Origin of the sequence: Agromyces sp. CF514 (genome assembly GCF_900113185.1) — a bacterium.
In the GTDB taxonomy this organism is placed as follows: domain Bacteria; phylum Actinomycetota; class Actinomycetes; order Actinomycetales; family Microbacteriaceae; genus Agromyces.
In genome coordinates, this window is sequence record NZ_FOZD01000002.1 from 454,298 (window position 1) to 468,138 (window position 13,841).

Annotated in this window: 8 protein-coding genes; 7 read left to right on the forward strand and 1 reads right to left on the reverse strand. The window is 70.8% G+C overall.

The genetic code is table 11. From position 1 onward, the window contains the following. Positions 1-86: 86 nt before the first annotated feature. Positions 87-1,046 (reverse strand): LacI family DNA-binding transcriptional regulator, encoded by a 960-nt coding sequence (locus BM342_RS14875; RefSeq protein ID WP_177232215.1) that lies wholly within the window; start codon positions 1,044-1,046, stop codon positions 87-89. Between the two features lie 179 nt (positions 1,047-1,225). On the opposite strand from BM342_RS14875, the gene BM342_RS14880 reads away from it, so the two are divergent. The 7 genes from BM342_RS14880 (at position 1,226) to BM342_RS14910 (ending at position 13,699) form a co-directional block, all read left to right on the forward strand. Further along, positions 1,226-3,736, forward strand: a complete 2,511-nt coding sequence (locus BM342_RS14880) for a glycoside hydrolase family 2 TIM barrel-domain containing protein (RefSeq protein ID WP_092967544.1) — start codon at positions 1,226-1,228, stop codon at positions 3,734-3,736. Between the two features lie 89 nt (positions 3,737-3,825). Beyond that, positions 3,826-5,223 carry an MFS transporter gene (locus tag BM342_RS14885; RefSeq protein ID WP_255368834.1) on the forward strand — a complete coding sequence of 466 codons (1,398 nt, stop codon included), beginning with the start codon at positions 3,826-3,828 and terminating at the stop codon, positions 5,221-5,223. 114 nt (positions 5,224-5,337) lie between these two features. Then, a complete protein-coding gene (locus tag BM342_RS14890; protein ID WP_092967546.1) occupies positions 5,338-6,573 on the forward strand; it encodes a glycoside hydrolase family 1 protein in 1,236 nt (411 codons plus the stop codon). Continuing rightward, positions 6,570-7,547 (forward strand): Gfo/Idh/MocA family protein, encoded by a 978-nt coding sequence (locus BM342_RS14895; RefSeq protein ID WP_177232216.1) that lies wholly within the window; start codon positions 6,570-6,572, stop codon positions 7,545-7,547. The genes BM342_RS14890 and BM342_RS14895 overlap by 4 nt, the downstream gene beginning before the upstream one ends. 67 nt (positions 7,548-7,614) lie before the next feature. Further along, on the forward strand, positions 7,615-9,912 hold the full coding sequence (locus BM342_RS14900; protein WP_092967548.1) for a glycoside hydrolase family 3 N-terminal domain-containing protein: 2,298 nt from the start codon (positions 7,615-7,617) through the stop codon (positions 9,910-9,912). Positions 9,913-9,932: 20 nt separating this feature from the next. Beyond that, positions 9,933-11,066 carry a family 43 glycosylhydrolase gene (locus tag BM342_RS14905; protein WP_092968717.1) on the forward strand — a complete coding sequence of 378 codons (1,134 nt, stop codon included), beginning with the start codon at positions 9,933-9,935 and terminating at the stop codon, positions 11,064-11,066. Beyond that, on the forward strand, positions 11,063-13,699 hold the full coding sequence (locus BM342_RS14910; protein WP_092967550.1) for a family 78 glycoside hydrolase catalytic domain: 2,637 nt from the start codon (positions 11,063-11,065) through the stop codon (positions 13,697-13,699). Before BM342_RS14905 ends, BM342_RS14910 begins: the two co-directional genes overlap by 4 nt. Positions 13,700-13,841 lie beyond the last annotated feature (142 nt).

Consider the following 13,841-nt stretch of genomic DNA (forward strand, 5'->3'; position numbering starts at 1 on the left):
GAGTCGGCCGAGTCGGCCGAGTCGGTCGCGCGGCACGGGGCCCAGTGCTGATCGACGCACTCCCGCCGTCGAAGCGGGCAGCGGGACTAGATCGAGCCGCCGGGCACGACCCTCAGCGAGGCCTGGCGTTCGGGCGCGCGGGCGGTGTCGGCGTGGCCGGTGATCGCGAGGATGCCGTGGATCGCGGCCTCGGCGGCGATCTCGAGGTCGTAGTCGACGGTCGTGAGCGGCGGCAGCGTGAGTCGGCCGAGCGTGGTGTGGTCCATGCCGATGAGGGCGAGGTCTTCTGGGACCCGCCAGCCGCGGCGCGTCGCCGCCGAGAGCAGCGCGGTGGCGACGTCGTCGTTGTAGCAGGCCACGGCGAAGCCGGTGCCGCCGAGCTCGTCGAGGGCGCGGTCGGCGTCGTCGGGCGTCACGTCGAGTCCGACCGACTCGGGCTCGGGAAGGCCGGCTTCGCGGCACGCCTCACGAAGTCCGTTCTCGCGGTCGGCGCCGAACGGGTCTTGGCGGGCGTCGGCCAGGTGGGCGAACGCGAGTCGCCGGTGGCCATGGGCGATGAGCGTGCGCCCCTGCAGGAGCCCGATGGCGTGGTTGTAGTCGAAGAAGTTCGTCGAACTCGGGTCGAGCCCGGTCACGCCGCGATCGCCGATCAGGGCGCGCTCCTCGTCGGTGAAGCGGGTGAGCGAGAACACCGCGGCGGGCTTCATGCTCGAGATGACGCGCCCGAGCGAGGCGGTCGACGGCGTCGCGAGTCGGAGCACGAGCGTGAGGCCGTGTGCGGCGAGCTCGTCGGTCATGCGGCTGAAGAAGTCCTGCAGGGTGGCGCCGAACGTGGTGTGGGGGATCAGCGCGATGACGAAGTCGCTCGATCCGCGCGCGAGCGTGCGGCCCGCCGACGACGGTTCGTAGCCGAGCTCGAGGGCAGCCTGGTTGACGCGATCGCGGGTGGCCTCGGCGAATCTCTGGCCGCGGCCGTTCAGGATCTGGCTCACCGTCGCGCGCGAGACGCCGGCGTGCTTGGCGACGTCTTCGCTGGTGGTGATCATGCGCGAAAGCCTATCGCGGTTGACGCGCGTAACCGAGGAACGCCGGAGAACCGGCATCCGAGTGTCGGCCTGCTGTTGACGCGCGTTACCTGGTGTGGTTTACTCCTCGAAGTAACGCGCGATACCTGATCCATCGATCCGGCCTCCGCACCACCCGCCGATGAAGTTGGAGCCCCTCGATGACGAGTACCGAGACCGTGACCGCCCCGGATCGCGTCGACCCCTCGCGGGTGGCGTTCAACACGGGCTGGAGCTTCCGCACGAAGGTGACCGCCTTCCAGGAGCTCGGCGGCGCCGGCGCCACCGGCTGGACCGAGGTGCTGCTGCCGCACGACGCGCTCATCGGCACCGAGCGTTCGGCCGACGCACCGCGCGGCGACACCACGGCGTACTTCGCCGGCGGCTCGTTCGAGTACCGCAAGACCTTCACCGTGCCCGCCGAGGCTCGCGGCTCCCGCATGCTGCTCGAGTTCGACGGCGTCTACCGCGACGCGATGGTCTACGTGAACGGCGCCCTCGCCGGGCAGCACGCGTTCGGCACCTCGCGTTTCGCCGTGCGCATCGACCCCTATGTCGACTTCGGCGCCGAGAACGAGGTGCGGGTCGAGTGCCGCACCCACCTCGACAGCCGCTGGTACGCGGGTGCCGGCATCCACCGCGACGTGCACCTGATCACCAAGGCGCCGCTGCACATCGCGCACGACGGCGTTCGCGTGACGACCCCGGATGTCGATGCCGACCGCGCGATCGTCGAGGTCGCCGTGACGGTCGAGAACGACGGCCCCGTCACCGCGACGGTGCGCCTGAGCGCGGCCGTCGTCGAGGAGGACATCGCCGAGGTCGCCTCGGGCAGCACGCCGGTCACGCTCCTCCCCGGTGAGCGTCAGGTCGCGCGACTCCGGCTCCCGGTTCCGAGCCCCGCGCTCTGGAGCGTCGAGGACCCGTCGCTGTACGCGCTGCGCCTGCAGCTCACCGAGGTCGGGAGGGCGGATGTCGCGGACGGCCCCATCGACGAGGAACGGGTGAGCTTCGGCATCCGCACCCTGCAGCTCGACCCGCAGAAGGGCCTGCGCATCAACGGGCGCGAGGTGAAGCTGCGCGGCGCGTGCATCCACTCCGACAACGGCCCGCTCGGCGCCGTCTCGATCGCCCGCGCCGAGGAGCGCCGGGTGCAGGCGCTGAAGGACGCCGGGTTCAACGCGATCCGCAGCGCCCACAACCCCGCCAGCAGCGCCCTGCTCGCGGCCTGCGACCGGCTCGGCATGCTCGTCATGGACGAGAGCTTCGACATGTGGACCTCCGGCAAGAGCGACTTCGACACCGCCTCCGACTTCTCCCAGTGGTGGGAGCGCGACCTCGAGGCGCTCGTCGCCAAGGACTTCAACCACCCCAGCGTCATCATGTACTCGATCGGCAACGAGATCCCCGAGACGGGCAACCGCTTCGGCGCCGCGATCGGGCGCAGGCTGGCCGAGAAGATCCGCTCGCTCGACGACACCCGGTACATCACCAACGGCATCAACGGGTTCGTCTCGATGCTCGACACGATCATCCCGATGATGCAGGCGAACCGGGCCGCGGCCGCGGACGCCGGCCCCGCGGGCGTGAACGGCATGATGGCCGGGTTCGGGCAGATGATGAGCCGCATCCAGGCCTCGCCGCAGGCCACCGAACGCGTCGAGGAGTCGTTCGCGGTGCTCGACATCGCGGGCATGAACTACGGCGATGCGCGCTACGAGCTCGACCGCGAGCTGTTCCCGAACCGCATCATCGTGGGCGCCGAGACCTGGCCGACCGACATCGACAAGAACTGGGCGCTCGTCACGGCGAACAGCCACGTGCTCGGCGACTTCACCTGGACCGGCTGGGACTACCTCGGCGAGACGGGCATCGGCGTCGTCAAGTACGCCGACGACGGCGCCCGCGGCCAGGCCTCGTTCGCGACCGGGTTCCCGGGCCTGACCGCCTGGTGCGGCGACCTCGACATCACGGGCTTCCGCCGCCCGGCGTCGTACTACCGCGAGATCGTGTTCGGCCTGCGCTCCGAGCCCTACATCGCCGTGCAGCGGCCCGAGCACCACGGCAAGGACATCGCCGTCGCCACGCCGTGGGCCTGGACCGACTCGATCGGCAGTTGGTCGTGGGCCGGCTTCGAGGGCCGCCCCATCCACGTCGAGGTCTACGCCGACGCCGACGAGGTCGAGCTGCGGCTCGACGGGGCGCCCCTCGGCCGCGCGACGGTGGGGGAGTCGCGGAAGTTCCGCGCCGACTTCGAGACGGTCTACCGGCCGGGCGAGCTCGTCGCGGTCGCCTACCGCGACGGCGTCGAGACCGGCCGCACCGCGCTGGCTGCGGCATCCGAGGCCTTCGACCTGCGCGTGCTCGCCGACCGCACGAGCCTGCGCGCCGACGGCACCGACCTCGCCTACCTCGCGATCGAACTGACCGACGAGCACGGCACCGTGCACGCCACGCACGACCGCACCGTGACCGTGACCGTGGTCGGCCCGGCCGTGCTCGCGCTCGGCAGCGGCGCACCGATCACCGAGGAGGGCTTCACCGCTCCGCAGCACCGCACCTTCGACGGGCGGGCGCTCGCGATCGTCCGCCCGACGGGCGCCGGCGAGATCACCGTCACCGTGACGGCGGACGGGTGCGCACCGGCATCCGTCGCCCTGAGCGTGGACTAGCCGCCCGACCGGCGGCCCGCCCGGTCGGCCGGACCACCACCCACCAGCCCCCGCACCACCCCAGCCCCACCTGACAAAGGAGTCCCATCATGAACAACGACCTCGACACCGGCACCCCCCAGCCGGGCGCCGACCCGCTGGGCGCCGCGCTCGCCGACGCCGAAGGCGGCCCCCTCGGCCGCATGGTCGGCGCAGGCGAACCCGACTTCGACGACGTGACCCCGACCGGCTCGGTCATCGTGCGCGAGCGGGTCAGCGCCGGCTACATCTGGCTGCTGATCATCGCGACGCTCGGCTCGTACGCCGCGCTCGTCGCCCCGATCGGCATCTCGCTGTCGCTCCGCGTGCAGGAGCTCGCGCCCGAGAACATCGAACTGCTCGGCTACGTGGTCGGCGTCGGAGCCATCGCCGCCGCGATCTCGCAGCCGCTGGTCGGCATGTGGAGCGACCGCACGCGGTCGCGCCTCGGCCGCCGTCGCCCCTTCGCGATCGGCGGCACGATCGTCGGCCTGATCGGCCTGGCCCTGATGGCGGCGGCTCCGAGCGTGCCGGTGCTCGCCCTGGCCTGGGTCGTCACCCAGCTCGGCTGGGCGACCGTGCTCAGCTCGCTGCTGCTCTCGCAGGCCGACCGCCTGCCCGAGGAGCAGCGCGGAAAGGTCGCCGGCCTCAGCGGCTTCACGCAGATGATCGCGTCGGTGCTCGGCGTCGGGATCGCCAGCGCGTTCATCGGCAACAGCTTCCTGGTCTTCCTCGTGCCCGGTCTGATCGGCGCCGTCGCGCTGACCCTCTGGGTCACGCTCGTCAAGGAGCCGAGCAGTCGCGACCTCGTCGTCGAGCAGAAGCTCACGCTCGGCCGCGCCCTCAAGGACATGGTCTTCAACCCGAAGCAGCACCCCGACTTCGCGTGGAACTGGCTCGGCCGCCTCTTCTTCATGTTCGGCGTCACGTTCGCGACCACGTTCACGACGCTGTTCTTCGCGTCGCGCCTCAGCGAGGGCGGCCAGGTCGCCGACATCGGCGGGCTCATCACGATCCTGTCGCTGTTCGGCGTGGTCGCCACGGCCGGTGGCGCCATCCTCGGCGGATTCCTGTCGGACAAGCTCAAGCGTCGCCGCTTCTTCGTACTCCTCGCGGGTCTCGCGTTCACCGCGGGTGCCATCGTCATGGCCTTCGGCGGCTCGAACGCGACCGTGCTCATCGTCGGATCGGTGGTCACCAGCATCGGCCTCGGCGTGTTCTCGGCGGTGGACCAGGCGATCGTGCTCGACGTGCTGCCCGAGCGCGACACCGAGGCCGGCCGCTACATGGGCATCAACGGGTACTCCACGACCATCGCCCAGGCGATCGCGCCGATCGTCGCGGCCCCGCTGCTGCTGATCGGCGTCGAGGGCGCCGACAAGAACTTCGGGCTGCTGTTCATCGTCGCGGCGGCCTGCACGCTCATCGGCGGCAACATCGTCATGATCTTCGTGCGCAGCGCGAAATAGGCGAGCGGATGCCGGTGGCCGGCCGTTCACGCGATCGGCCGGCCCGCGGCATCCGAGGTCCGCGAAGGCAACCTGCTCCCGCACACCCTGGAACCGCACGAAAGGCACGACGACATGACCGGATTCCCGACCCCGTTCCTCTGGGGCGCTTCGACGGCCCCGCACCAGATCGAGGGCGGCAACGTCAACAGCGACTGGTGGGCGCGCGAGGGCCTGATGCCCGGGATGGAGCTCAGCGGCGACGCGGTCGACGGCTATCACCGATACGCGGAGGACATCGGCCTGCTCGCGGACGCCGGCCTGACCGCCTACCGGTTCGGCCTCGAGTGGGCGCGGATCGAGCCGCGCGAGGGCCAGTTCTCGAATGCGGAACTCGCGCACTACCGACGTGTGATCGATGCGTGCCTCGACGCCGGCGTGGCGCCGGTCGTCACGCTCAACCACTTCAGCGTGCCGCGCTGGTTCGCCGAAGCGGGCGGATGGTCCGCGCCCGAGTCGACGGAGCGGTTCGCCGCCTACGTGGCCCGGGTGACCGACATCCTCGACGATGTCGAGTGGGTCGTCACGATCAACGAGCCGAACATGATGGCCATGATGGTCATGCTCCAGGAAGCGGCGCGCGCCGGCCAGATGTCGGAGTGGCAGAGCCCGACCGTCGGTTCCGACGGCGCCGAGCCGTCGCGCGACGCGATCGCGCAGAGCCTGCCCGTGCCGAAGCCCGAGTACGCCGCGCCGTTCATCGCCGCCCACCACGCGGCGCGCGCCGTCCTTCGCGAGCGCACGACGGCCAAGATCGGCTGGTCGATCGCGAACGGCGCCTTCTGGGCGGAGACCGAGCATGCGGCGAAGCTCGCCCAGGTGCGCCGCGACTACGAGGACCTCTACCTCGAGGCATCCGCGGGCGACGACTTCGTCGGCGTGCAGTCGTACTCGACACAGGAGGTCGACGACAACGGGCTCGTCCCGCACCCGCCGCACCCCGACAACACGCTCGTCGGCACCGCCTACCGCCCCGATGCACTCGGTATCGCCGTGCGCCACGCGGCGGAGGTCACCGGCCTGCCGGTGCTCGTCACCGAGAACGGCATCGCGACCGCCGACGACGCGCGCCGGATCGCCTACACGACCGACGCCCTCGAGGGCCTCGCAAACGCGATCACCGACGGCGTCGACGTGCGCGGCTACCTGCACTGGACGCTGCTCGACAACTACGAGTGGGGTCACTGGGGCCCGACCTTCGGATTGATCGCGGCCGACCGCACGACCTTCGTCCGCACCCCGAAGCCCAGCCTCGCGTGGCTCGGCGGCATCGCACGCAGCAACGGGGCCGACCTGCCGGAGCGATCGTGACCGTGCAGCGCTGGGCCGCGATCGGCACAGGAACCATCTCGCGCAGCGTCGTGCCCGACCTGCAGTCCTGCGAGGGCGCCGAGGTCGTCATCGTGCAGAGCCGCGACGCCGCGAAGGCCGCCGCGTTCGCCGAGGAGTTCGGCATCCCGACCGCCACAGGCGATTACGAGGCCGTGCTCGCCGACCCCGAAATCGACGCGATCTACCTCGCGACCCCGTTCGCGACGCACCACGCGATGGCCCGCGCGGCGCTGCTCGCCGGCAAGCACGTGCTCGTCGAGAAGCCCATGACGATGGACGCCGCTGAGGCAGCCGACCTGTTCGCGCTCGCCGCAGAGCGCGGCCTCTTCCTCATGGAGGCCATGTGGATGAAGTTCAGCCCGGTCTTCATCCGCCTGCACGAGGAGCTCGCGAACGGCACGATCGGCGTGCCCCGCAACCTGCGGGCGACCTTCGGCATCCCGTTCCCGAACGAGGGCGACAGTAGCAAATGGGATGTCGCGCGCAGCGGCGGCGCCCTGCTCGACCAGGGCATCTACCCGATCACGCTCGCCCACTCGGTGTTCGGCGAGCCCACGAGCATCCACGCCTCCGGAACCGTGCGCGACGACGGGCTCGACATCGCCGAGCACTTCACGCTCGAGTACGCCGACGGTCGGTACGCCCAGTGCGCGAGCTCGATGTCGGAGTTCGCCGAGCTCACGGCATCCGTCGGCGGGCCGAAGGGCTGGCTGACCCTCACGCCGCCGTTCTGGGCGACCACCGACCTCGAGGTGCACGCGGGCGGCATGCGGCAGATCTTCCGCACGCCCGACCTCGTCGAGTTCCCGCGCGAGGGCAGCGGCTACGTGCCGATGCTGCGCGCCGTGATCGCGGCCATCGCCGAGGGCGCCACCGAGCACCCCGTGCACACCGCCGCCGACACGCTCGCCGTGTTCCGCACCATCGACGTGATCTTCGCGCAGATCCGCTGAGCGCACCCGCCGATCACGAGACCGATCCCGTACTTCGACCCGATCCACGATTGAGAGACCAGACACCATGACCGACCTCCGCGTCCTCCCGTACCGCGACACCGCGCTGCCCGTGGCCGAGCGCGTCGACGACCTGCTCTCGCGCCTCAGCCTCGAGGAGAAGGCCGGCCAGCTGAGCCAGTACTTCTACTTCGGCTCGGTCGGCGAACTGCCCGCCGACTTCGACCTCAGTACGGTGCCGCCGGAGCACCAGGCGTTCATCCGCCAGCCGCAGATGGTCGAGGCGGCGATCGCGAACGGCACCGCCGGCTCGGCGCTCTTCGTCACGAACGCGGCCACGGCGAACCGGCTGCAGCGCCTGGCGGTCGAGCAGACCCGCCACGGCATTCCGCTCATCTTCGGATTCGACGTGATCCACGGCCTCCGCACGATCTTCCCGGTGCCGATCGCGCAGGCGGCGTCGTGGAACCCTGCGGTCATCGAGCGCTCGCAGGCGGTCGCCGCCCGCGAGGCCAGGGCGATCGGCATCAACTGGAGCTTCGCGCCCATGATCGACATCGCGCGCGACCCACGGTGGGGTCGCATCATCGAGGGCGCGGGCGAGGACCCGTACCTCGGCTCGGCGGTCGCCGCGGCGCAGGTGCGCGGCTTCCAGGGCGATCTCGGCACCGAGAGCGTGCTCGCGACGCCCAAGCACTTCGCGGGCTACGGCGCCGCCCGCGGCGGCCGCGACTACGACGACGCCGAGATCTCCGACTCGGAGCTGCGCAACGTCTACCTCCCGCCGTTCCAGGCGGCCGTCGCCGCGGGTGCCGCGACCGTCATGAGCGCCTACATGGACCTCAACGGCGTGCCCGCGAGCGGCAGCCCATGGCTGCTCAACCAGGTGCTGCGCGACGAGCTGGGCTTCGACGGCTTCGTGGTCTCCGACGCGAACGCGGTCAAGTCGCTCGAGACCCAGCACTTCGCGGCGTCGGCGACGGATGCCGCGGCTCGCGCCCTGACATCCGGCCTCGACATGGAGATGTGCATGTTCGACCCGGCCTTCGGCACCCTGCCGGATGCCGTTGCGCGGGGTCTCGTCGACGAGGCCGTGCTCGACACCGCCGTGCGTCGCGTGCTCGAGGCGAAGTTCCGCCTCGGGCTCTTCGAGAACCCGTACGTCGACGAGGAGGCCGTCGCGGCGGTGCTCGACGCCCCGTCGCATCGCGACCTGGCGCAGGCCGCGGCCGAGCAGACCGCCGTGCTGCTGAAGAACGAGGCCGCGCTGCCGCTCGACGCTGCCGGGCTCGGCTCGATCGCCGTCATCGGGCAGCTCGCCGACAGCAAGCGCGACACGCTCGGACCGTGGGTCTTCGTGCACGACACCGCCGAGACCGTGAGCATCGTCGAGGGCATCCGGGCCCGCGTCGGCGACTCGGTGCGGGTCGAGCACGCGGCCGGCGCCGGCATCCCCTCGCGCGAGTTCCCGTCGATGTTCGACCGGCAGGACCCGACCGTCGTGAACACGCCGGACGACTACGACGACGACGCCGAGATCGAGCGCGCGGTCGCCGTGGCGGCCGAGGCCGACGTGGCCGTGGTCGTCGTGGGCGAGCGCCAGAACCAGATCGGCGAGAACGCGTCGCGCTCTACGCTCGAACTCGCCGGCCGCCAGCTCGAGCAGCTGCAGCGCATCGCCGCGACCGGCACCCCGGTCGTGCTCGTCGTCATGTCGGGCCGTCCGCTCGACCTGCGGTGGGCCGACGCGAACGTGCCGGCCATCCTGCAGGCCTGGTACCCGGGCACACGCGGCGGCGACGCGGTCGCGGCCGTGCTGTTCGGTGACGCCTCGCCGGCCGGGCGCCTGCCCTTCACCTGGCCGCGCCACGTGGGCCAGGTGCCGATGGTGTACGCGCACCTGCGCACGTTCGAGCCGCAGAACCAGGGCAAGCGCTACTGGGATGAGGAGTCCACACCGCTCTACCCCTTCGGCCACGGTCTGAGCTACGCGACGTTCGCCTACGACGCGCTGCGCCTCGACCGCGACGAGATCGCCGTCGGCGAGACCGCCACCGTGTCGGTCGACGTCACGAACATGTCTGGCCTCGAGGCCGACGAGGTCGTGCAGCTCTACATCCACCAGCGGTACGGCACCTCGTCGCGCCCCGTGCGCGAACTCAAGGGCTTCGAGCGCCTCACGCTCGCCGCCGGGGAGACCCGCACCGTGACCTTCGACCTCGGCCCCGCCGAGCTCCGCCACTGGAGCGCCGCGACCCGCGACTGGGTGCAGGACGCGACCACGCTCGACGTGTGGGTCGGCGGCAGCTCGGCGGCCGACCTCGCCACCGTGCTCACGGTCGCCGCGGCATCCGACCACCGATGACCGACCGAGGAGACGCCGAGATGACGATCGAACAGCAGGCCGAGCAGGCCGAGCAGGCCGAGCAGGCCGAGCAGGCCGAGCAACTCGACCGGCAGGCCACGATCCGGCCCGGGCAGGTGTGGCTCGACACGAAGGGCGAGCGCATCCAGGCGCATGGCGGGTCGGTCTTCGCCGGCGACGACGGCACGTTCACCTGGTACGGCGAGAACAAGGAGCACACCACTCCGGGCAGCGGCAACTGGCACTGGGGCGTGCGCGCGTACACGTCGACCGACCTCGTCAACTGGGAGGACCGCGGGTTGATCATCCCGCCCGTGCTCGACGACCCGGCCTCGCCGCTGCATCCGGCGCAGAAGATGGACCGGCCGCACATCCTCTTCAACGAGGCCACCGGCAAGTTCGTCTGCTGGCTGAAGATCATGGGCGAGGACGAGCAGGCGACGCAGGCCTCCACGGTGCTCGTCGCCGACGACCTGCTCGGCCCCTACGAGATCGTGCGCACGGGCCTGCGCCCCCTCGGCATGGACGCCGGCGACTTCGACCTCACGGTCGACCCCGCCACCGGCACCGCGTACTACGTCTTCGAGAAGGTGCACACCGACCTCGTCGTCGCCGAGCTCACCGACGAGTACACGGATGTCTCGGGGGAGTACAGCGTGCACTTCCACCACTCCGGGCCGCCGTTCAACCGCGAGGCGCCCGCGCACTTCACGCGCGACGGCCGGCACTACCTCGTGACCTCGAGCACGACCGGGTACTTCCCGAACCCGTCGGAGTTCGCGAGCGCCGAGGCGATGCACGGACCGTGGACCGTGCTCGGCGACGCCCACCCGGGCGACGAGACCCGCACGTCGTACCGGTCGCAGATCAGCTCGGTGTTCAAGCACCCCGGCAAACAGGACCTCTACATCGCGCTCGCCGACCGCTGGCTGCCCGATCTCCCCGACGACCTGCCGAACGTGTTCGACGCGATCGCCGCGCGCATGCAGGGCGCCCCGCGCCCGCCCGGAGCCGAGAACCTCGCAGCCGTCATGTCGCTCGCCAACGGCGAGAACACGGCCATCGCCGACTACGTGTGGCTGCCGATCCGCTTCGACGGCGACATCCCGACCATCGACTGGCTCGACGAGTGGAGCCCGGAGGACTACGCATGAGAGCCGTCCGACTCCGCACCGAGTACCTCGACCGGCCGCTCGGACTCGGCATCGCGCGCCCGCGCCTGTCGTGGAACTGCGAGGGCGGCCTCGAGCAGACCGCCTACCGCGTGCAGGCGACGCGCGACGGCGAGACGGTGTGGGACTCCGGCAGGGTCGACTCGAACCGCATGGCGCACATCGCGTACGACGGCGCCGAGCTCACGAGCCGCGACCGCGTCGAGTGGTCGGTCGAGCTCTGGGACGAGACGGGTGCCGCGGGCGAGCCGTCGTCGACGTGGTTCGAGCTCGGACTGCTCGCCCCGCAGGACTGGACGGCGACGTGGATCGCGGGCGACGTGAAGCTCAAGAAGCATGCGCGGCATCCGATCGACTGCTTCCGCACGGGATTCCGCACGCGCGGGCCGGTGGCGCGTGCACGTCTCTACGCAACGGCCTGCGGTGTCTACGACGCCCACCTGAACGGCCGGCGGGTGGGGGAGTTCCGCCTCGCGCCGGGCAGCACCGACTACCGGAAGCGCCTGCAGTATCAGACGTACGACGTGACGGACCTGCTCGCAGGGGAACAGGGCGCGAACCGGCTCGAGTTCCGTCTCGCCGACGGGTGGTACCGCGGATCGGTCGGCGCCTATGGCATCACGAACCTGTTCGGGCGTCAGACGAAACTGCTGGCCCAGCTCGAGATCACGTACGTCGACGGCCGGCGCGAAGTCGTGAACAGCGACGGCTCGTTCGCGTGGAGCAACGACGGCCCGCTGCGGTTCGCCGACCTCAAGGACGGCGAGATCGTCGATGCGAACCTCGAGCCCACCTACGCCGGCAGGGCTCGTGCGGCGAAGCCCGGCATCGTGCCCACGGCGTCCGACAATGTCGAGCCGCGCGAGCAGGAGGTCTTCACGCCGACGTCGATCACGACCCCGTCGGGGGCCCGCGTGCTCGACTTCGGGCAGAACATCGCGGGCTTCGTCGGCTTCACCGTGACGGCCGAACGAGGGCAGCGGCTGACGCTGCGGCTCGGCGAAACGCTCGACGAGGCGGGCGAGTTCACGCAGGGCAACTTCCAGCTCGAGAAGCCCGCCACGGAGTTCGGGCGGGCGACCGAGATGCTCCTCCTCACCGAGAAGAAGAGCCTCGTCCGTGGCGAGCTGCAGCCGACGCCCAAGCAGGAGATCGACTTCACGTGCGCCGACGGCGAGAACCGGTACAAGACCGAGTTCGCGGTGTTCGGGTTCCGCTACGCGCTCGTCGAGACCGACGTCGCGTTCGAGGCATCCGACTTCCGTGCGATCGCCGTGTACTCCGACCTGGAGCAGACCGGCGAGTTCGAGTGCTCGAACCCGGCCGTGAACCGGTTCCTCGAGAACACCCGGTGGAGCATGAAGGGCAACTTCCTCGACGTGCCCACCGACTGCCCGACCCGCGAACGCCTCGGTTGGACCGGTGACGCGCAGGTGTTCTTCGACACCGCGGCATCGCTGATGGACGTCGCGGCCTTCTTCCGCAAGTGGCTGCGAGACCTGGCCGACAACCAGGCGAAGTCGGGCAAGCTGTCGGCGGTCGTGCCGAACAGCGGTCTCGCGATGATGTACGACACCACGGGTGGTTCCGTGGGCTGGGCGGATGCCGCGGTGCTGGTGCCCTACCGGTTCTGGAAGCGCTACGGCGACGAGCAGCTCATCCGCGAGTTCTACCCGATGATGCGCGCGTACGCGAACTTCATGATCGGCCGCACGGGCCACAAGGACCGCGCGGCAGCACGCGCGAACCCGTACAACCGGTTCGTCTACGAGAAGGGGCTGCACCTCGGCGAGTGGCTCGAGCCCGCGGAGTTCCTCGACCCGGTGACCGCTCGATCCCAGCCCAGCAGGCCAGAGGAGGCGACCGCCTACCTGCACTACACGATGACCCACCTCGCCGAGATCGCGACCGCGCTGGGCGAGACCTCCGACGCCGCGCGCTTCACCGAGTACGCCGACGGCGCGAAGCAGGCGTATGCCCACCTCTTCCTCGCCGACGGCACGATCGACACCGACCGGCAGGCCAAGCTCGTGCGGCCTCTCGCGCTGGGCCTCGTCGACGGCGAGGTGCGCGAGCGCCTCGAACGCCGACTCGTGCAGGCCGTCGAGAGCCGCGGCTACACCATCGGCACGGGCTTCCTCTCGACGCCGTTCGTGCTGCCCGTGCTGACCGAGGCCGGGCGGGCGGATGTCGCGTACCGCATGCTCGAGAACACGCGGGCGCCGAGCTGGCTCGCCGAGGTCGAGGCCGGCGCGACCACCGTGTGGGAGCACTGGGAGGGCACCGAGAGCCTGAACCACTACTCGCCGGGCGCCGTCTGCCAGTGGCTCTTCGACACCGTCGCGGGCATCCGCGTCGACGGGGCGCAGCACTTCACGATCGAACCCGTGCCGGGCGGCAGCCTGACGTCCGCGTCGGCGCGGTACGCGAGCCCCTCTGGCGAGGTGCGCAGTGCGTGGGAGCTCGTCGACGGCGAGCTGCTCGTGACGGTCGCCGTGCCCTCGAACACGAGCGCCGACATCCGCCTCCCGAACGGCGACGTGCACGCGGTCGGTGCGGGAGCCTTCGAGTACCGGCTGGGCCACACCCAGCACGCCGGGCGGAGCATCGCATGATGATGGCCTCGCGATCGAACGACCTCGCGACGGTCGGAGAGGGCGGCAGGAACCGGTGCGAGCGCTGCGAGACCAGGCGATGAGGACATGCTGAGAAAATCTCGCCACGAGAGCCGTGTCGGAGGTACGCTCCGATCGTGGG